17 protein-coding genes and 2 tRNA genes are annotated in these 18,287 nt (G+C 56.1%); 8 read left to right on the top strand and 11 right to left on the bottom strand.

The genetic code is table 11. The features are described 5' to 3' along the window. Window positions 1-6: 6 nt before the first annotated feature. From RDL66_RS01570 to nrdF, 3 genes are all read right to left on the bottom strand, one after another. Window positions 7-1,713 (bottom strand): cell wall-binding repeat-containing protein, encoded by a 1,707-nt coding sequence (locus tag RDL66_RS01570; RefSeq protein ID WP_374042890.1) that lies wholly within the window; start codon window positions 1,711-1,713, stop codon window positions 7-9. Window positions 1,714-1,967: 254 nt separating this feature from the next. Next, on the bottom strand, window positions 1,968-2,717 hold the full coding sequence (locus tag RDL66_RS01565) for a multidrug transporter (protein ID WP_308534723.1): 750 nt from the start codon (window positions 2,715-2,717) through the stop codon (window positions 1,968-1,970). Window positions 2,718-2,906: 189 nt separating this feature from the next. Next, window positions 2,907-3,875, bottom strand: coding sequence for a class 1b ribonucleoside-diphosphate reductase subunit beta (nrdF, locus tag RDL66_RS01560; RefSeq protein WP_308534721.1), 969 nt, complete (start codon window positions 3,873-3,875; stop codon window positions 2,907-2,909). Between the two features lie 209 nt (window positions 3,876-4,084). Here nrdF and RDL66_RS01555 point away from each other — a divergent pair, with 209 nt between their 5' ends. Beyond that, the gene (locus tag RDL66_RS01555) at window positions 4,085-4,990 is read left to right on the top strand and encodes a hypothetical protein (protein WP_308534719.1); all 906 of its coding nucleotides are present in this window, start codon (window positions 4,085-4,087) and stop codon (window positions 4,988-4,990) included. A gap of 95 nt (window positions 4,991-5,085) precedes the next feature. On the opposite strand, the gene nrdE is transcribed toward RDL66_RS01555, so the two are convergent. From nrdE to nrdH, 3 genes are all read right to left on the bottom strand, one after another. Continuing rightward, complete coding sequence (gene nrdE / locus RDL66_RS01550; protein ID WP_308534718.1) at window positions 5,086-7,230, bottom strand: class 1b ribonucleoside-diphosphate reductase subunit alpha; 2,145 nt, start codon at window positions 7,228-7,230, stop codon at window positions 5,086-5,088. Next, window positions 7,227-7,673 (bottom strand): class Ib ribonucleoside-diphosphate reductase assembly flavoprotein NrdI, encoded by a 447-nt coding sequence (nrdI, locus tag RDL66_RS01545; protein WP_299295775.1) that lies wholly within the window; start codon window positions 7,671-7,673, stop codon window positions 7,227-7,229. The genes nrdE and nrdI overlap by 4 nt, the downstream gene beginning before the upstream one ends. Before the next feature lie 126 nt (window positions 7,674-7,799). Beyond that, a complete protein-coding gene (nrdH, locus tag RDL66_RS01540; RefSeq protein ID WP_308534716.1) occupies window positions 7,800-8,048 on the bottom strand; it encodes a glutaredoxin-like protein NrdH in 249 nt (82 codons plus the stop codon). Window positions 8,049-8,415: 367 nt separating this feature from the next. Here nrdH and RDL66_RS01535 point away from each other — a divergent pair, with 367 nt between their 5' ends. After that, window positions 8,416-8,883 carry an S-ribosylhomocysteine lyase gene (locus RDL66_RS01535; RefSeq protein WP_308534715.1) on the top strand — a complete coding sequence of 156 codons (468 nt, stop codon included), beginning with the start codon at window positions 8,416-8,418 and terminating at the stop codon, window positions 8,881-8,883. Between the two features lie 35 nt (window positions 8,884-8,918). On the opposite strand, the gene mtnN is transcribed toward RDL66_RS01535, so the two are convergent. Continuing rightward, window positions 8,919-9,683 (bottom strand): 5'-methylthioadenosine/S-adenosylhomocysteine nucleosidase, encoded by a 765-nt coding sequence (mtnN, locus tag RDL66_RS01530; protein ID WP_308534713.1) that lies wholly within the window; start codon window positions 9,681-9,683, stop codon window positions 8,919-8,921. Between the two features lie 301 nt (window positions 9,684-9,984). Here mtnN and RDL66_RS01525 point away from each other — a divergent pair. Beyond that, window positions 9,985-10,069: transfer RNA gene (locus RDL66_RS01525), tRNA-Ser, on the top strand. A 17-nt stretch (window positions 10,070-10,086) separates the two neighbouring features. Continuing rightward, complete coding sequence (locus RDL66_RS01520) at window positions 10,087-11,565, top strand: four-carbon acid sugar kinase family protein (RefSeq protein WP_308534711.1); 1,479 nt, start codon at window positions 10,087-10,089, stop codon at window positions 11,563-11,565. An 18-nt stretch (window positions 11,566-11,583) separates the two neighbouring features. Here RDL66_RS01520 and RDL66_RS01515 read toward each other — a convergent pair whose 3' ends face one another. Continuing rightward, window positions 11,584-12,126, bottom strand: a complete 543-nt coding sequence (locus RDL66_RS01515; RefSeq protein ID WP_308534710.1) for a nucleoside deaminase — start codon at window positions 12,124-12,126, stop codon at window positions 11,584-11,586. A 66-nt stretch (window positions 12,127-12,192) separates the two neighbouring features. Between RDL66_RS01515 and upp the strand changes: the two genes are divergently transcribed. Continuing rightward, window positions 12,193-12,828 (top strand): uracil phosphoribosyltransferase, encoded by a 636-nt coding sequence (gene upp, locus RDL66_RS01510; protein ID WP_299295790.1) that lies wholly within the window; start codon window positions 12,193-12,195, stop codon window positions 12,826-12,828. Between the two features lie 67 nt (window positions 12,829-12,895). On the opposite strand, the gene RDL66_RS01505 is transcribed toward upp, so the two are convergent. Further along, the gene (locus RDL66_RS01505; protein ID WP_299295792.1) at window positions 12,896-13,726 is read right to left on the bottom strand and encodes a MetQ/NlpA family ABC transporter substrate-binding protein; all 831 of its coding nucleotides are present in this window, start codon (window positions 13,724-13,726) and stop codon (window positions 12,896-12,898) included. Between the two features lie 125 nt (window positions 13,727-13,851). Beyond that, a tRNA-Leu gene (locus RDL66_RS01500) sits at window positions 13,852-13,935 on the bottom strand. Between the two features lie 327 nt (window positions 13,936-14,262). On the opposite strand from RDL66_RS01500, the gene RDL66_RS01495 reads away from it, so the two are divergent. Continuing rightward, entirely contained in the window at window positions 14,263-15,711 is a 1,449-nt protein-coding gene (locus RDL66_RS01495) for a hypothetical protein (protein WP_308534707.1), read from the top strand. Window positions 15,712-15,775: 64 nt separating this feature from the next. On the opposite strand, the gene RDL66_RS01490 is transcribed toward RDL66_RS01495, so the two are convergent. Next, window positions 15,776-16,132 carry a hypothetical protein gene (locus RDL66_RS01490; protein WP_308534706.1) on the bottom strand — a complete coding sequence of 119 codons (357 nt, stop codon included), beginning with the start codon at window positions 16,130-16,132 and terminating at the stop codon, window positions 15,776-15,778. 96 nt (window positions 16,133-16,228) lie between these two features. On the opposite strand from RDL66_RS01490, the gene RDL66_RS01485 reads away from it, so the two are divergent. Together RDL66_RS01485 and RDL66_RS01480 are read left to right on the top strand one after the other, a co-directional pair. Then, window positions 16,229-17,653 carry a solute carrier family 23 protein gene (locus tag RDL66_RS01485; protein ID WP_308534705.1) on the top strand — a complete coding sequence of 475 codons (1,425 nt, stop codon included), beginning with the start codon at window positions 16,229-16,231 and terminating at the stop codon, window positions 17,651-17,653. After that, a complete protein-coding gene (locus RDL66_RS01480; protein ID WP_308534704.1) occupies window positions 17,640-18,245 on the top strand; it encodes a LytR C-terminal domain-containing protein in 606 nt (201 codons plus the stop codon). The genes RDL66_RS01485 and RDL66_RS01480 overlap by 14 nt, the downstream gene beginning before the upstream one ends. Window positions 18,246-18,287 lie beyond the last annotated feature (42 nt).

Below are 18,287 nucleotides of genomic sequence, written 5' to 3'. Positions count from 1 at the left end.
AAATTATCAGCGTAAACCCGACTTGGCAGCAGCTACTACAGCCTCAACAGTGTCGGGATGTACCGCTCCCAAACCGCCGAGGGCAATAATCGTGTTGGGATGCAAGCTGCCCAGATAGTTCGCTACCGGAGCGGGGGCTTGGTTAGTTCGGGAGGGTACCAGCAAAACCGGACCATCTCGCAAAGCTCCAGCCACCAAAGCATCGGCGAAGTTATCGCCACGGGCAATGTAAGCCACGTGATCGCTCAAAATCGGCGAACCGGTTTTTTCGTCCTGCCGCGCTATCGCCGGATAGGCATAAGCCGCGATAGCCGCCGCCGTGCCGTAACGATTCTCCCCAGCGAGGCGGGAGACGTTAGCTCCTGATTCAGCCGCAATCGTAGTGAGGGCTTCCTGCGGGAGGGCACCAGGTCCGCCCAAGCCAACCACTTCAGAAACGTGCAGGTCAGAAACTTCAGAAGCGACGTACTTCCACGTCTCGGGGCTGCGCGGGTTGACCATCAAAACCGGACCATCGCTCAGAGTTCCGCCAACGACCGCATCGGGAGAACCTGCACCATCGGCGCCCACGCCATCGGCAATATAGATTCGCTTGGCACCCTGCGGGAACGCTTGGTGAGAAATCGCGATAGCCGTGGCGTACCGATCAGGACCATAAATCCGCGAAGTTTCACGGCCTTGCGCCGCGTTAGCCAAGACTTCATCGGGAATCGCTCCCGGACCACCCAACGCCACCACCGTTTTAGCTTGCAGACGGTTGATTTCCGCGGTGACTACAGACGGAATAGGACGGTCAATGGGAACCAACAGGACCGGGCCGTCAGTCAAAACCCCACCCGCTAAAGCATCGATGGGCATATCTGAACGAGCCAGGTAAACCCGGTCAGAGCCACCGGAAAAAGCCCGGGCGGAGATGCCTGCGGCGGTCTGTATGCGATCAGCTCCCGAAATTCGTAACGACGGTATGGCGCTGGCCGAACCGGTGGAACCAAACCAGGATGTAAAGAAACGATAGAAGTTGCGGTTTCCGTAGGTGGAGCACTGATCACCCAACCCGCCCCCGGCTGCCAGAGCCGCCGCGTTCGGGGTGTAAGGGGTGTAGTTGTACAACCCGGCGGTTGCTTGGTTTTCTATGAAAACTGGGGTCGTTCCGCACTTGTAGGAGCCATCTGGGTTCCGAGACGGGTGATACAGCAGATTATTGACTCGCCCGGCACGGTGACGGAATTTGCCCGGATGCTTCTGGTAGTAGTGGAAACGGTGCGCGGCTTGATAAATCTGGTTAAAGAACCCGTAATACTGGGTGTCGCACGGAGCCGTGTCCGGGCAGCCGTATCCCATGGCTTTTTGGTAGTTCGATAGTTTCAAAGAGGCACCGGAGCGAGTCAGCAATCCCTGTTCTTTTTGTAAGGTGACGAGGATGACCTGAGGATTGATTTGGCAAGCCTGGGAAACTTTCCAGATCATCTGGGCGGCGCTTTCTCCCACGGCTCCCTGATAGGCGGCCGGGCAATAGGCATCCGCGGGACGATCCGGGGTGCTTTCCACATAGTCTTTCAAACAGACGATGGTGACGGGTTGGGATTGACCATTGGGGCCAGGAACGGTGTCCACACCCGGCCGGCAGGCACGCCCTTGTGTGTTCAAGAACTGCTGAATCGCGTTGACGTCCATCGTGTTGGGATTGTAAAAGACCTCGTCAGAGATAATCATCCCGGGGTTGAACCCTACGATCGCAGAGGTGAGCTCTGATTGCACCGCGGGGGTGGAATCAGAGTCTTGACCGTAGGCCGGACTCAGGCCAGAGCCGGCGAGGATCAACCCAGTCAGCGCGAAAACAGCCAGGCAGGTACCCCCCAAAAGACGAAAAAGGTGTCGTCCGCCATGAAGTTTCTCCACTTCTGCCTCCCCGTGCAATCGAAAAACTAGACCCGCAACATTCAGGATATCGCCTGGAGAGGAAAAACTCAGGAAAAGCTCTTGGATTTCACCATTTGATCGGCCAATTCCATGACGTGATTCCAGGTGCCGCGCAATTGACGCTGCGCCGCTGCGGAGGGCCAGATGCGTCCGGCTCTCCGTTCGCGAGCCACCCATTGGCAGTAATAAGCCACGGTGGCAGCTTTACCGATTTCGTTGCAGTGCATCAAAAATTCGGCACCGGCGCGCAGGTAGATCTCATCGGTGAACTTTAGCGAGCCTCGTGAACGTCCCCGTTTCGAGGTCATCAGTCCCATGTTGTGTAACGCTTCGTTCCACGAACCGCCGCATCGTTTCGTGATGGTTTGGCAAGTTGGTGGCCAGCGCACCATGCCCTGCGAAGAATGTACCCCCCGGCTGGTGATGTCTTGGGTGCGCAACCGTTCGTAGACTGCCGCGGGGATGGTGGTTTCTCGGTGGTCATGTGCGCGTTTTTTGGCCAGCACGATACGCGGCCAGACCTCGTCAAGAGAGGGGAAGATATAGTTTTCCTTTTCCGCGCCGAGTTCTTTGTCCGCCGTCTGCTGGGTCTTAACAACCTCGCGTTCCTCGGCCAGAACCTCAGCCAATTCTGTCTCCATCCGAGGGTTAATCTTTAATTTGGTAGCCCAGTAATCAATCATGTCGGCTGGAAACTGTTTCAGCTCGCGGTCGATTTCGTCCTGATACCGCAGAGAAAGCACATACCACAGACCGGCTTCAACGGCCTCTTGGGACAAGATAATTTGGCGAGACAAGAATTACACCTCGATTACGTTGATATTAACCACTGCATTCTAGCAAATCTGAACGCTAGACGCAGAATAACATTCACAAAGTAAATGCACGCCGTAACCGCAACAGTACGGAAACGGCCTACTGCTAACAAGAATACTCCCAACCATGAAAGAGCGTGGTCCGACTGTTGGATTCAAGATTGAATAAATCTAGAATTCCCAGTCGGCGTCCTCGGTTTCCTCGGCGGTGCCGATGGCGTAGGAGGAACCCGAACCGGAGAAGAAGTCGTGGTTTTCGTCGGCCGCGGGCGACAGAGCTGCCAAAATCGCGGGATTAACGTCGACCTGATCAGCTGTGAACAGGGCTTCGTAGCCCAGGTTCATCAAAGCCTTATTCGCGTTGTACTTGAGGAATTTCTTAACGTCCTCCGTCAAACCCAGCGGGTCGTAGAGGGTCTCGGTGTAGAGCTCTTCGTTGTCGTACAAGTCCATCAGCAGGGAGAACGTGTAGTCTTTCATTTCTTGGCGCCGGGACTCGGAAGATTCGCGGATGGCCAGTTGATATTTGTAGCCGATGTAGTAGCCGTGAACAGCCTCGTCGCGGATGATGAGGCGGATGAGGTCGGCGGTGTTAGTCAGTTTCGCGTGCGCCGACCAGTACATCGGAGCATAAAAACCGCTGTAGAACAGGAAAGATTCCAGCATGGTCGAGGCGACCTTGCGCTTTTCCGGGTCATTGCCGTGGTAGTACTCCAACACGATATGGGCTTTCTTTTGGAGGTATTCGTTTTCCTCGGACCAGCGGAAAGATTCGTTGATTTCCTCGGTGGACAGCAGGGTCGAGAACACGGAGGAATAGGACTTGGCGTGGACCGATTCCATGAACGCGATGTTGGTGTAAACCGCCTCTTCGTGCGGAGTCCGGGAATCTGGAATCAGCGAAACCGCACCCACCGTACCCTGGATGGTGTCCAGCAGGGTCAGACCTGTGAACACGCGGTTCGTCATGTTCTTTTCATCTTCGTTCAAAGTTTTCCACGAGGGAATATCGTTAGACAGCGGGATCTTTTCGGGAAGCCAGAAATTGCCGGTCAGACGATCCCACACCTCCAAATCTTTGTCATCTTCGATGTCGTTCCAGTTGATGGCTTGCACGGTTTTTGGAATCCCAATGACCACGAGTTTCTCCTTGAATTCAATAGTTTTTTTGGGTTTGCGCTAAGCGGGAAATATCGCGCGAAACTGACCTTCCCAGTTTATCCTGTGGGACCCAGGTTTCAATTTAGGATACAAAAAAACCGCAGGGCGGCTAGGGTAGAAACAGAAATAAGCTGACTCAACGTTGAGGATACGTAGACAGACCAACACGTGTTTGAAGGCAAGAAAAAGTGGACGACTCGGACTTGATTCGCTTGGTAACCCAGCTGCCGGTTTCGCAGTTGGGGGATCAGCTGTTGCACCTGCAGCCCGGATCAAAGCTGGGTTTATACCTGCTGGAGTTGTCTAACCAGCCGATTACTTCCGCGATGGTTGAGGCTGCGGAACAGGCGTTAAACCGACCTCTAGCCTGGATTTTGTCACAGCTAAGGGCGGGATGCGCGGGTCTGGATATGCAGGATTTCGTGGATTTGATGCGGCATCCCGGCCCCGATTTATTGGACTTTGTGTTGCCCAGTACAGGCCCCCTCACGGATAACTCCGACGATGTCGGTTTGGCGGCTGGGCAGTATATTCCTTCCGTGGTCTCGTCGCGCTTTGACCGGGGCGAGGATGACAATCTGGTACAGATTAACGCCGTCCGACCGTCTTCCCCGGTGGACATGGACAATCTCCCCGACGGGTTTGCGACGTCCCTGGGGAATTCCTTGCAAGCCTATTTCCTCATGGCAGTGAAGTCGGGACTGATTAACTTGGCCGGTTCCCAAGTCATGCTCTCGCTGATGGGTATCCGCCAGCTGCGTTCACCGCAGCCCATCTTGCCGATGGTGGCTTTCGCTTTGAGCGACAACGATGAAGATGAGTTTTTCCTGCGTCTCATTATTGGGGCGTTGGCCCAGGCGTTCGCCTCCTGCGACTGGGCTGCACCAGACGACCCACAAACGGTAGCGGTGGACCTGCTGCATGAAATGGGGCAAGATGCGACCCCGGAGGCTGTGGGCGAAGCGGTGGAGGTCTTCAATAACTTCTTGTTTTCAGCAGGCTGTTTGAACTCTCGTGGTGAGGTCAATCTGCGGGCGCATACCCCGATGGTGCTGTTGCAATACCTGGTTTCCGAGGCTCTGCAACCCAAGTAAGATACCCGAGTAATCGCTTTTGAGAAAGGAAATCCCCGGTTGACGCGGTTCACACCTCAACCGGGGATTTCCCGTATATAAGCAGTCAGAAAGACTTAGAGCATACAGCTGACACAGCCTTGCACTTCGGTGCCTTCCAAGGCAGCTTGGCGCAGACGAATGTAGTACAGCGACTTGATGCCTTTGCGCCAGGCATAAATCTGGGCTTTATTCACGTCACGGGTCGTAATCGTGTCCGGGAAGAACAGGGTCAGGCTCAACCCCTGATCCACGTGTTTCGTAGCCTCGGCATAGGTGTCGATAATCTTTTCATACCCGATTTCGTAGGCATCCTGATAGTAGTCCAGGTTGTCGTTGGTCATGTAGGGGGCCGGATAGTACACCCGGCCGATCTTGCCCTCTTTACGAATCTCAATCTTGGAGGCGATGGGGTGAATCGACGACGTCGAGTTGTTGATGTAAGAAATCGATCCGGTGGGCGGTATGGCCTGCAAGTTTTGGTTGTACATGCCGTCGCGCTTGATGTCCGCGGCTAGAACCCGCCAATCTTCCGGGGTCGGCAGGTGAATCGAGGATTTCTCGAACAGTTCGCGAACCTTGGCGGTCTTTGGGGTCCAATCCCCGTTAATATACTTCTCAAAGTATTCTCCACTGGCGTACTGGGAACGTTCGAAACCCTCAAAGGTGACGCCGCGTTCTACTGCCAAAGCGTGAGACGCCTTCAGGGCATAGAACGCCGTGGCGTAAAAGTACATATTCGTAAAGTCCAGACCCTCGTCCGAACCGTAGAAAATTCGGTTTTTCGCCAGACAGCCGTGCAGGTTCATCGCCCCCAAACCGATGGCGTGAGACATCGAGTTGCCGCGCTGAATAGTCGGCACGCATTCTACGTTCGTCAAATCCGACACCGCCGTCAAGGCGCGAATCGCCACGTTGATAGATTTCGCAAAATCCGGGGATTCCAAGGTTTTGGCGATGTTCATGGAACCGAGGTTGCAAGAAATGTCTTTGCCGACTTTCGCATATGACAAGTCCTCATTGAGCACGGAAGGCTCGGACACCTGGAGAATCTCGGAACACAGGTTTGACATGATGATGCGCCCGTCAATCGGGTTTGCCCGGTTCACGGTGTCTTCGAAAACGATGTAGGGATAGCCGGACTCGAACTGGATTTCCGCCAAAGTTTGGAAAAACTTGCGGGCATCTATCTTTTTCTTGCGAATGTCGGGGTTGTCGACCATCTCGCGGTACTTTTCCGTGACGGAAATATCGCTGAAGGGCACCCCGTAGACACGCTCGACATCGTAGGGGCTGAACAGGTACATCGGCTCCTTATTGCGCGCCAGCTCGAAGGTAATGTCGGGAACCATCACCCCTAGGGACAGAGTCTTAATCCGGATTTTCTCGTCAGCGTTTTCGCGCTTGGTGTCCAGGAAAGCCATGATGTCCGGGTGGAAAGCGTTGATATAGACCGCACCCGCTCCCTGGCGAGCCCCCAGCTGGTTCGCGTAAGAAAACGAATCTTCCAGCAGTTTCATCACCGGAACCACGCCGGAGGACTGGTTTTGAATCTTTTTAATCGGGGCGCCCGCCTCGCGCAGATTCGTCAGCAGCAAAGCGACGCCACCCCCGCGCTTGGACAGCTGCAGGGCGGAGTTGATGCCCCGGGCGATGGACTCCATATTGTCCTCCAGGCGCACCAGGAAGCACGAAACCATCTCTCCGCGGGCTTTCTTTCCCGCGTTGAGGAAGGTGGGGGTGGCGGGCTGGTAGCGTCCCGAAATGATTTCTTCCATGATGTCCACGGCCAGCTGTTCATCCCCGCGTGCCAGGTACAGCGCCACCATGCACACGCGATCCTCAAAACGTTCCAGGTAACGCTTGCCGTCGAACGTCTTGAGCGTGTAGGAAGTGTAGTACTTGAACGCTCCCAGGAAAGTTGGGAACCGGAACTTGTGACTGTAGGCCTTTTCATACAGCGACTTGATGAACTCGAAGCTGTACTGTTTGAGGGTTTCAGCCTCGTAGTAGCCTTCCTCGACCAGGTAGTCGAGCTTTTCTTTCAGATCGTGGAAAAACACCGTGTTCTTGTTGACGTGCTGTAAGAAGTACTGGCGAGCGGCCTCCCGATCCGCGTCAAACTGGATTTTTCTGTCCTCGCCGTAGAGGTTCAGTTTCGCGTTTAGCGAGTGGTAATCGTGTTTAGCGTCGAGGAATTCGTCTTCTAGTGTGTCAGTCATGACTCCGGTGACGCCGGGGAGTCCGATTCCGCTTGTTGAGAGTGTAGGTTCGCCCAAAATTCTTCCAATCCCTTTCTGACTGCAGTTACATCTTCCGGGGTTCCCAACAGTTCAAACTTGTACAGGAAGGGAACCTTGAGTTTGTTCGAAAGTACTTTGCCGGCGATGCAGTAGGCCTCGCCGAAATTGATATTGCCGCTGGAAATTACGCCGCGACACAAGTTGCGGTTATGTTCGATGTTCAAAAATTTGATGACCTGTTTGGGGACTGCCTTACTGGTGTCCCCGCCGCCGTATGAAGGCACCATCAGCACGTATTCCTCGTCGACCAGCAAGGGTTCAGGACCGGGGCGCAGCGGGATACGCAACGCCGGAACACCGACACGTTCCACGAATCGTTTGGTGTTTTCAGTTGCGGAGGAAAAATAAACCAATAACCCCACGGTTTTGCCTTACTTAGATGCTTTTTCTAGCGGATTCACAAGGTGTGTCGGTCGCGTTGGCGGCGCGGGGACGCGGCGCGTAACTCCGAGCCGACGGCGCGGAGCGGGCGGACCGAGGTATCGCGTTTAGACGACTGCGGCGGTGAGGACTGCGGCGGCGAGAGCCTTGATTTTATCGGGACGGAACCCGGACCAGGAGTCGTCTCCGGCAAAAACAACGGGGGCCTGTTGGAAACCCAGGCTCTTGATGTGATCGAGAGCGTTCACGTCCTCGGTCAGGTCGACGGTTTCGTAGTCCAGACCCTGTTTGTCCAAAGCGCGCTTCGTTGCGTTGCACTGAACACAGTTAGGTTTCGTGTAAAGAGTGATACTCATCTCGAGACTTCCTCCACATCTCTCTCCCGGTGTGTAGCCTTCCCGCGGTGTTTTCGGGGACCGCGAAGGGAAAACTACAACGTTGTTATTCTATCAGCACTGAAAAGTCCTGTCGAGTTCAAAACACTACACCTTGGGGGCGGGTGTGTCTACCACCACTATATGTAGTGGTCGGTTTTCTCTCCCTGCTGCCTGTGGACAAGTCCGATTCCTGCTGTGGACGAACTTGTGCATAGCTACGTTAGCCCACGTAGTAAGGATAAGTTACACGGGTGTAGTTATCCACAAGCGGTGTAAAAAGAATTTTTTATAAAATTGGCGACTTCGGCGTGTCGCCGGCGTGTCGGGAAGCTATAGAATTTTAACTATGGAAATCGAGAAAACTAATGTGGAATCTTTTCAGCTGGATCACACCAAGGTAAAGGCGCCGTTCGTGCGGGTGGCACACCAGGAGACTCTGCCCGGCGGGGACGAGTTCATCAAGTACGACGTGCGGTTTTGCCAGCCCAATGTAGAGCATCTGGATATGCCGGTGGTGCACTCCTTGGAGCACAGTATGGCGGAACATATGCGTGACCACACGGACAAACTGCTGGATTTCTCGCCGATGGGCTGCCAAACGGGATTTTATGCGATGACTTTAGGCCTTCAACCAGCGGAATTTATGTCTGTATTGGAAGCAACCCTGGTTGACGTAGTTAACATGACCGAGGTACCGGCGGCAAATGAAGTCCAGTGCGGTTGGGGTCAGAGCCACAGTTTGGCCGGAGCCCAAGCTGCGGCACAAAAGATGCTTGATCACAAGGAAGAGTGGGGTCGCATCTATTCTCACTAAAGCCGAAGTCTTCGTTTACGTCGGAAAACCGGGCGTTATTTGATTTCCTCAGGTTCGCGCAACCCCAACAGGCACAGCGCCACCAGGAAGCTCAGGCGGGCCACGTCCCCGGCACGGGCGTAGTTTTCCGCCGCCGCTTCGGGTCCGCACAAATCACTGATCCCCCGGATCGCCAGGAAGGGAACCTCAACCCCGTAAGCGACCTGGGCTAGGGCCGCTGACTCCATATCGACTGTGGTTGCCTCGGGGTAGCGTTCCCGCAGCTGCAGGGCAGTTTCGGTGCCCACGAATTGGTCAGCGGAGAGAAACTCCCCGCTGCGGGTGCGCGACCCAGCCAGCTGCTCGGGCAGGGAATGAAAACGACCCAACAGGTCTCCATCAGCTAAATAGCGTTCGGGCATCCCCGGAACCTGCCCCAGAGCGTAACCAAACTCGCGGGCATCGGCGGTGGAAAACAGGCAAGACGACGCCGCGACTACGTCCCGGACTTGTGAATGCACATCCAAACCGCCAGCCGAACCGCAGCTAAAAATGTAGCGAGGGGAAACATAAGTCAGGGCCGTGGCCAGCGAACTGGCCGCGTTGACCAGCCCGATTCCGGTAGTCAACAGGGCAATCGTAGCGTCCTCAATCTGGAGCAGCTGCAGGGTGCCTTTCGCGCCTAAACGCACCAGATTCCCCCCGCCTTTAGCCAGGTCCCACAAGGGCGTGGCTTCGTCCTCCATCGCGGCGGTAATGATGGCCAGAACCGGAGTGCGGGCCGGGGGCAGGGGAAGATTCAGGTCGCGGTCGACTGACATATCGAGCCTTTCGTAGGACTGAGTGCCGAATGGGTAATTTCCAGGGAATCCTGAAAACCAAATTGTAGAGCATATTTCGGCCACTCTGCCGATTTTTACGTATTCCCAATCCCGAGACGGTGGGGTACCGAGAGTGTAAAAGTGCGGCGAAAAACTCGGAAAACTGCCGTGTTTGCAACCCTATTGACAGGCTACCAGCCAGGGCTTTGGCGCCAACCGAGTTGTTTACACGTGGAGCCGCTATGAGATTTCCTCCGCGGCTTCATGGTAAAATCATGGCTCGTGCTGAAAAGCGCGACCAGGTAGAGTGTCCGAGCGGCCGAAGGTGCAGCACTCGAAATGCTGTGTGGGGCAACCCACCGTGGGTTCAAATCCCACCTCTACCGCAATTTTGGGAGGGTTTATGGCTAAACCTAGCGATACTCCGGCAGTTTTGGTGAGCCTGGAGGAGCTGACGAAAGGATGGCCGGCGCCGCTTGTCGTATCCGCATCTCAGGTGCGCCAAGCCCAGGCGGACCATCCCGGCCCCTTCTTTGTGGTACTCGACGACGACCCTACCGGCAGCCAATCAGTTTGTGACTTACCGGTGCTGATGAAGTGGGAAGAAACGGATTTTCTCTGGGCTCTGGGCACCGCTGCGCCAGCTGTGTACGTGGTGACCAATACCCGCTCTCTGGATCCGGATTCAGCTCGGCGGATTAACCAGGAAATCGTAGCCGCCGCCACTCGTGCGGGCGCGACACTGGGGCGGGAAGTCGCGTTTATTTCCCGGTCTGATTCCACCTTGCGCGGGCATTTTCCGTTGGAACCCAACACGATTGGCGTTGAGTTAGAAAAGCGGGGTCAAACGGTTGACGGGGTCATCATCGTGCCGGCGTTTCCTGAGGCTGGCCGCGTCACCGTCGGCGGGGTTCACTATGCGGGTTCGCCGAGCGAAGGTTTCATTCCGGTAGGTCAGTCCGAGTTCGCTAAGGACGCGACCTTTGGGTATGAACAATCGGATTTGGCGCAGTGGGTCGAGGAAAAATCCGCGGGCCAATACCGGGCTGAAGCGGTCATTCGGATTGACCTGCAGGATTTGCGCCAGCGGGACGCGGGGGACGAGGCGTTGCGAAAGCTCTTGTCCGCCGCAAACCGCCAACCGCTTGTCTGCGATGCCCTCAGCGAGGATGACCTGCGGCTCTTGGCTTTAGCGGTTCTGCGGGCCGAAGCGCAGGGGAAACGATTTATCTATCGCACCGGTCCCTCTTTCGTGCGGGCTCGCCTAGGTCAAGACATTCCCCGGCCGCTGCAGGCTCCGGACATTGCTTTGACGCGGATTCCCGATTCGACGTCTGGCCGGATCCTCGTCCTGGGGGGCCTCATCGTGGTGGGTTCCCACGTGGGACTGACGACCCGGCAACTGACTCGATTAGAGTCATGCGTTCCTCTGAAACAGGTGGAAATCGAGGTGGCGGCGGTTATCAGCCAAGACCAGCACGACGCTCTAATACAACAGGTCATAAGCGAAGTCTGCCGGGCCTTAGAGAGCGGTTCAGTAGTGGTTTACACCTCCCGCAACCTGGTAAAAGGCCAGGACCAGGCCGATTCGCTGCGCATTGCCCGCCTGGTTTCGCAGGCGGTGGTGCGTGTCGTGCAGGGAGTCATCGGCAGGGTGAAACCGCAGTTTGTGGTGGCAAAGGGGGGGATTACGTCTTCTGATGTAGCGGCGAGAGGACTGGAGATACGCCGCGCTTGGGTGCGTGGTCCCATGTTGGAGGGGTTGGTGTCGCTTTGGAGCGCCCCAGACGGTCCAGGGGCGGGCATTCCTTACGTGGTCTTTCCGGGCAACGTGGGGGACGAAGATTCCTTGCGGCAAGTCGTCGAGAAACTCACGGTCTGACCCGAGCCGTGCCGGAGCCTACCTGCGTTCCCCAAAGAACCCACTCAACAGGGATTTTACCCGAGGTTCGTCCACCCCGCCTCTGACTTCCACCTGATGGTTGAGCCGGCTATCACGCACGACATCGCGCACCGACCCGCAGGCTCCGGCTTTCGGATCCCACGCGCCGAAAATGAGCCGCGAGATGCGGGCGTTCACAATGGCTCCGGCACACATCGTGCAAGGTTCCAACGTCACCACCAGGGTGCAATCTTTGAGATTCCAACGTTCCAGCCGGCCCGCGGCCTCCCGCAGCGCCACAATTTCCGCGTGAGCGCTGGGATCGTAAGGCGGACACTCGCGCTGGTTCAGCCCCAATCCCGCCACTATCCCCTCCGGGGTTAACACGACAGCCCCGACCGGAACGTCTCCGCTCTGTCCCGCCTGCTGAGCTAGATGAAACGCGGTATCCAACGCCCGCACTTCTGCCGGGGACAAACCGTAAGCCGCGTCCCCGCCTGGTGAATTCCTAGAGGAATCGGCAGAAAAGTTGGGAACAGAAGGAACACTGGAGGAAACCATAAAGTAACTCTAACCGCCCGAGTGAACTTCACGCGAGGCGAGGTGCTTTCGCGGTAAGTTAAAACCATGCACTTATATGTTGCGGATCATCCGCTGATTAACCATAAATTGACCCTGTTGCGCGACAAAAACACCCCGTCGCCGATGTTTCGCCAGCTCGTGGACGAGTTGATGACTTTGTTGGCCTACGAATCAACCCACAACGTTCGGGTGGAGACGATTGACGTAGAGACCCCCATCACGAAGACACAAGGCCAGGTCATGGCGGCTCCGCGCCCCATCGTGATTCCGATTTTGCGCGCTGGTTTGGGGATGCTCGAAGGCATGACTCGCCTGCTGCCGACCGCGGAAGTCGGATTTTTGGGGATGAAACGCGACGAACAAACCCTCGCGATTGAAACCTACGCTAACCGGTTACCAAGTGACCTGTCTGGGCGCCAGTGCTTCATCGTCGACCCGATGCTGGCGACGGGAGGAACCTTGGTAGCGGCCATCAACTACGTGCTGGAACGTGGCGCTCGAGACGTCACCTGCACGTGTATCCTAGCTGCTCCTGAGGGAATCAAGGCCGTGACTGACGCGGTGGGTGACCGGGCGGAAGTCAGTGTTGTCGTGGCTGGGGTGGATGACCACCTGAACGAGGATGCCTATATCGTGCCCGGTTTGGGCGATGCCGGAGATCGTCTCTACGGGCTGGTCTGAACTGAGATTTTAAAATATTGGCGGTCAAGGTTTTGCCTTGACCGCCAATATTTTGAGCTAGCTATTATCAGAAAGCCGGGAGGACCGATTGATCGGGCCAGGTGTCTTCAATGTACTTCTTGGTCACGTCAGAATGCAGCAGCTCATCGAGCTTCTTAATGGCGTCGAGCTTGTCCTTTTCGTCAGCGCGCCACACTAGGATGTTCACGGCCGGGTTACCTTTCGGGTCCTCCACAGCCAAAGCTTCAGAGGGCTTCAGACCCGCGCCTTGCGCGAAGTTTCCGTTGATAACGGCGATGTCCACGTCAGGAAGCAGGGACGGTTCAGAAGCGCCGTCAACTTCGGTGAACTGGAAACCGTGAGGATTAGCCGCCGGCTTAGCCTTGACGTTCACGACCGAGACGTCTTTCATGCCTTTGAGCTGGAGCAAATTGTTAGCTGCCAGCAAGTTGAGCTGGCGTGCCTGGTTCGACGGGTCGTTAATGACGGCAATCTTGGCGCCATCTTTGAGTTCGTCGAGGCTCTTGATTTTGCTGGAGTAGACACCTACCGGTTCCAGGTGAATGCCCTTGCTGGCGGTGAACTTGTAGCCGCGAGACGCCGATTGCTCCTCGAGGTAAGGTACGGTCTGGTAATAGTTAGCGTCGATGTCCCCGGCTTTCAAAGCCTCGTTGGGCGTGATGTAGTCAGAAAATTCCTTAACTTTAATGGTGATTCCGGCCTTTTCAGCGGCGCCGGAATCCTGCAGGTACTTCAGAATCTTGGCGTGCGGGGTGGGAGAAGCACCTACGGTCAAAACGTTTGCGTCACCGGTGCCGCCCCCGCCGCAAGCGGTCAGAGAAATAGCCAGAGCGCCTGCGCCTAAAAATGCGGCGGCGCGAGTGAAAAATTTGTTCATGATATCCCTTTCCCTCGATGTCATGTTAACAATGAAAGAATAATAAACATTTGGGAAATAAGAAAAAACCCAGCAAAACCGGCTGTGAAACCGGCGCTGGGCCAGACCGGGAAATCCCGGAAGCGTGCGCGAAAGGGGAGTTGAACCCCTACCCCATCACTGGGACACGGACCTGAACCGTGCGCGTCTACCAATTCCGCCACTCGCGCGTGTGCGGCTGTTTATAAAAACAACGCCATAAAAAGATACCTAAACATTGCCAGTTCGGCAAATTAAGGTTCGCCGCGAGAAGCTGACAGGGCTGTGGCTGGGTATCTTGGTGAGAATGCTGGGGCACTAATCGGGCGAAGCCTGCATAAATCGAGGTTTGCCCGGGTATGTTGGACGGCGGGGGCCAACTCGCCACGCCGAGAAGGTAGTGACCTAAAGAGTGGGGAAGAGTTTAATTCTTCTTTACAGAATCACGCGACCCCACCTGTTCCAACCTTGTACAATGGTGTCCAGGTATTTGTATGCTCAAGGAGGATTACAGGTTTATGACTGGCGTAAACGTGCCCGGTAGCGGTCAGGGAGGCAGACCTGCGCCCAAGCCTGCAAATGCCAACCCGAACCTGGTTTCCCTGGGCGGCACTCCGTCAGGTGCGGTTCCGCTCGATTCTGTGGCAGTTCCTCCCCAGAGCTACGGCGGCGCTGCCAGTAGTGACAATATGGTTTCCCTCAACGTTCCCATGGGAGGTGCGGTGCCTCTCAACGACCCGGCGGCACCCTACGACGGTGGGGCGGTGCCTCTCAGTGGGGAACCTGATGGTATGAACGATGTGATGGGAATGCCGCCAGCGGCACCGATGGGGATGCCGGCTTATGACCCGAACAGCCAGCCCCTGAATCCTAGTGCATACGCTGGTTACGGCTACGGGAATTCCCATATGGCTCAGCCGCCTTTCTCCGGTGGCTCGCGGCCAGCTCCCAGCGGTTCTGAATATCCTGGCTATCCTGGATATCCTGCTCAAAACCAGCCGGGTGATTTCAGTCAGGCAGGAACTGTTCCACCGCCCGTGGGATACCCTCCCATGGGGGCTCCTGATCCCCGGTATGCACCCCAACCCATGGATCCTCGTCTGGTAGTGCAGCGCACCGAGGAACAGTATCCTGATTTGCAAGACATCCGCGCGCGGGTGCCCTTTAATATGCCGACCTTGGGTTCTGACCAGCCCGCCGTGGTCGGTCGAGCATCCCGGCGTAAAAAGCGCGATGTCAGCCAGAGGGAAAACAGATCCGAAGGAAAGTCTGGGAGCTTCACTCTTCCTGGCGATCCGAATGCGGGTCCGTCCCTCAAGGAACTGCTGGGTCAGCCCGTGTCAAATATGGCTGCGGCGACGATTCTGAGCCCTAAAGAAATCGAAGATTCTGATGGCCTGCAAATGCGAGCCGTAGGTCTGGCTGTAGGCGAAGTGCCCGAGGTGGACGCCCGTTACGAGATTCCCTACATCGCCCGTGAACACCCGTCGTATTACACCGGGTACGAAATCAGCCTAATCATGGAGTCGATTCGTGATCCCGAGCACGCCCGCCAGGTGCTGGCTCGGATCGTCGCGATTCCCCGATGGATTCGTTGGGTAATTTCCCTGTTCGGCGGCGTGTGCGGGGCGGCCGTGTCCGCTTTGAACGCGTTTCTTTCCTTGATTGCCTTTACCGTGTTGATGTCGATTGTGCTGCTGTTCACATACTCTTTCGCCAGTCGTATTGGTTCGGGACGTTTCTATGATCCGACCGGGTACAAGGTGATTTGGTTGGGGTCTTTTATGCCCATTGGTTTGTTGTCCGCCATTATCGTGGCGCGCGCTCTGGTGGGACAACCCTGGCTGGCTGTTATTGCATTTGTCGTCACCACGCTTTGCGGTATCCTGTGGACCACTTGGATTCAAAAGTTCCAGATTCGCCGTCTGCTGTCCTCTGAAATTCCTGACGAGCCTGCCGACGAGTAATTTTGTCGACTGATACGGAGCGCTTTCCTCGAACTGAAGCCGGGAACCGCGTCTGGCGTAGCGGCTAAAACGGGACGACAGTCACAGTAACTTTAGTGATTATCCAAACCAGGAACCATACGAAGCCCCAAGCTATCGACAGGAATGACAGCCCGAATGCGGCTCGCAGCAGCCCGTCGCCGGGAAGATGCTCGGAGGAAAGCGTACGCACCCGCAGCATCCCGCCAGCCAGCACCGCCACGACTACGGCGGCTATTGAAAGAAACACTGGTACCAGGAAACTGGCTAGGGCAATCACAAACAGTGTGATGACGACACCGGGGATTTTTTGTGTCGAATCCCTGTATCCGGTTCGGGAAAAAACCTCTCGCGGGTCGACCTTTTCCAGGCCGGGAAAATCCGAAACATAGGCATCGCTCACCCGTTTAGCCTAACGCAACAGGCGTTTTTTTGCGCGCCCGGGGCCGTACTAGGATGAGAGGGACAAAATCCGGGAGTCTGCAAGGAAGGACGAAAAATGTCAGAAACGAAAACCGGCAATTTCAAGTGGAAATTGCATGGGGACGGCAAGCACATCACGACCGGTGAGGTCGTTCAGCCCAACGAGCGTTTGACCTGGCCGCGAACCATAGGCATCGGGGCTCAGCACATTGTTGCTATGTTCGGCGCGACCTTCCTGGTTCCGTTGCTGACCGGGTTTTCTCCCGCAACCACACTGTTCTTTACGGGTGTGGGAACCATCCTGTTCATCCTCATCACCTCGGGGCGTCTGCCTTCGTATTTGGGTTCGTCCTTTGCGTTGATTGCTCCTATCGGTGCGGTAACCGGTTACGTTTCCGGCGGCGGGGCACCTATTGACTCCGGCAAGATGGCTCTGGCACAAGGCGGGGTGATTTCCGCTGGTGCCCTGCTGCTGTTGGTCGGGGTGTTGGTTCATTTCGCGGGTGCGACTTGGATTGACCGGATTATGCCGCCGATCGTGACGGGTGCCATCGTGTCTTTGATTGGTTTCAACCTAGCTCCTTCGGCTTGGAACAACGTGAAACAGGCTCCGGTGACGGCCACTGTGACCATTCTGTCAGTCCTGCTGATTACCGTTCTGTTCAAAGGCATCATTGGGCGGTTGTCGATTCTCATCGGGGTACTCATCGGATATGCGACGGCAGTGATTCGTCACGAAGTGAACTTTGAAGCTATCAGCAAGGCCGACTGGGTGGGCCTGCCGACTTTCCACGCCCCGGCGTTTAGCCCCGCCTTGCTGGGCTTGTTCCTTCCGGTAGTGCTGGTACTCATCGCCGAAAACGTGGGACACGTAAAGTCTGTGTCCGCCATGACCGGTCAGAACCTCGACGACCTGACGGGGCGGGCTTTGATTGCGGACGGTTTGTCCACCATGATTGCCGGCAGCGGCGGCGGTTCCGGTACGACCACCTACGCGGAAAACATCGGCGTTATGGCCGCGACTCGGGTCTATTCCACCGTGGCTTATATCGTTGCTGCTATCGGGGCTTTGGCCCTGTCTTTGCTGCCCAAGTTCGGTGAGATTATCGCCACCATTCCGCCGGGGGTTCTGGGCGGAGCCGCGACGATTCTGTACGGCATGATTGGGATGCTGGGGGTGCGTATCTGGGTTCAGAACCAGGTAGATTTCGCTGACCCGGTGAACCTGAATACGGCCGCGGTGGCGATGGTGATGGCTATCGCGAACTACACCTTGGTCATTGGTGACGTAAAGTTCGAGGGTATCGCGATGGGTTCTTTCGGTGCCATCATCATGTATCACGTCATGCGGGCGATTTCTAACGTTCGTGGCACCAAGCTGGAGCAAGCCTCCCCGGCTTCCGCCCCGGCTGGAACGGAATTGCATTCGGAGGCCTACTCGAAGCGTCACGCGGATCAAGAACTGCGAGACGCGCAAGGAAGAAGCGATGCCCAGGATTGAAGCGAAGGACCTGATAGGCCAGGGTGAATCTCAGGAAATACGCGCCAAGCGGCGGCGTCACACTCTGGCGCGCCAAACCGTGATTTTTGGCTGGATAGTTCTGGCGATGGCGGCGGTTTTGGTGGTTTCCCTACCTTTTGCTATGGGTATAGTGTCCCTGCCTTTCGGTAATTCTTTCGTTTTGTCCGAGGAGGCTAAGGCGAAAGTGCCGCCATGCCCCCCGAAAGGAAAGCCGGTTTCCCTGCAAGGAGTGACGGTAAATATATTCAACGGTTCCTCCCAAAACGGTCTGGCTACGCAGACGGCACAGCGGCTGAAAGACTTTGGAGTCAAGGTCAATGCGGTTGGTAACTCGCCGGATTCCTACGCCGGGGCAGCCCGGATTAATACCAGCAAGGCCAATGTGGCGAAAGCGTTTTCGTTGGCGCGGGCGCTGCCGGAAGCTGACGTCAGGATTGATTTGAATCGCGGTTCAGAGATTAACGTCTTGCTGGGCGAACAGTTCCAAGGTGCGCTCTCGAAAGATAACCTCAGCGATGGCAACTTGGGACCCTATCCGCGGGCACCGAAAAACTGCCAGGAAGTCAACTGAATACACCTCGAAACTGGCGGCAAACGCCTTGGAATTCTTTAG

The organism is uncultured Mobiluncus sp. (assembly GCF_902488535.1).
GTDB lineage: Bacteria > Actinomycetota > Actinomycetes > Actinomycetales > Actinomycetaceae > Mobiluncus.
This window is presented reverse-complemented; position numbering and strand designations above follow the sequence as displayed.

Bases quoted from the DNA above. Each gene is read 5' to 3' on its own strand.
- RDL66_RS01570 (WP_374042890.1), bottom strand. From the start codon at position 1,713: ATGATTATCTCTGACGAGGTCTTTTACAATCCCAACACGATGGACGTC.
- nrdE (WP_308534718.1), bottom strand. From the start codon at position 7,230: ATGACTGACACACTAGAAGACGAATTCCTCGACGCTAAACACGATTAC.
- nrdH (WP_308534716.1), bottom strand. From the start codon at position 8,048: ATGAGTATCACTCTTTACACGAAACCTAACTGTGTTCAGTGCAACGCA.
- RDL66_RS01535 (WP_308534715.1), top strand. From the start codon at position 8,416: ATGGAAATCGAGAAAACTAATGTGGAATCTTTTCAGCTGGATCACACC.
- mtnN (WP_308534713.1), bottom strand. From the start codon at position 9,683: ATGTCAGTCGACCGCGACCTGAATCTTCCCCTGCCCCCGGCCCGCACT.
- RDL66_RS01520 (WP_308534711.1), top strand. From the start codon at position 10,087: ATGGCTAAACCTAGCGATACTCCGGCAGTTTTGGTGAGCCTGGAGGAG.
- RDL66_RS01515 (WP_308534710.1), bottom strand. From the start codon at position 12,126: ATGGTTTCCTCCAGTGTTCCTTCTGTTCCCAACTTTTCTGCCGATTCC.
- upp (WP_299295790.1), top strand. From the start codon at position 12,193: ATGCACTTATATGTTGCGGATCATCCGCTGATTAACCATAAATTGACC.
- RDL66_RS01505 (WP_299295792.1), bottom strand. From the start codon at position 13,726: ATGAACAAATTTTTCACTCGCGCCGCCGCATTTTTAGGCGCAGGCGCT.
- RDL66_RS01495 (WP_308534707.1), top strand. From the start codon at position 14,263: ATGACTGGCGTAAACGTGCCCGGTAGCGGTCAGGGAGGCAGACCTGCG.
- RDL66_RS01485 (WP_308534705.1), top strand. From the start codon at position 16,229: ATGTCAGAAACGAAAACCGGCAATTTCAAGTGGAAATTGCATGGGGAC.
- RDL66_RS01480 (WP_308534704.1), top strand. From the start codon at position 17,640: ATGCCCAGGATTGAAGCGAAGGACCTGATAGGCCAGGGTGAATCTCAG.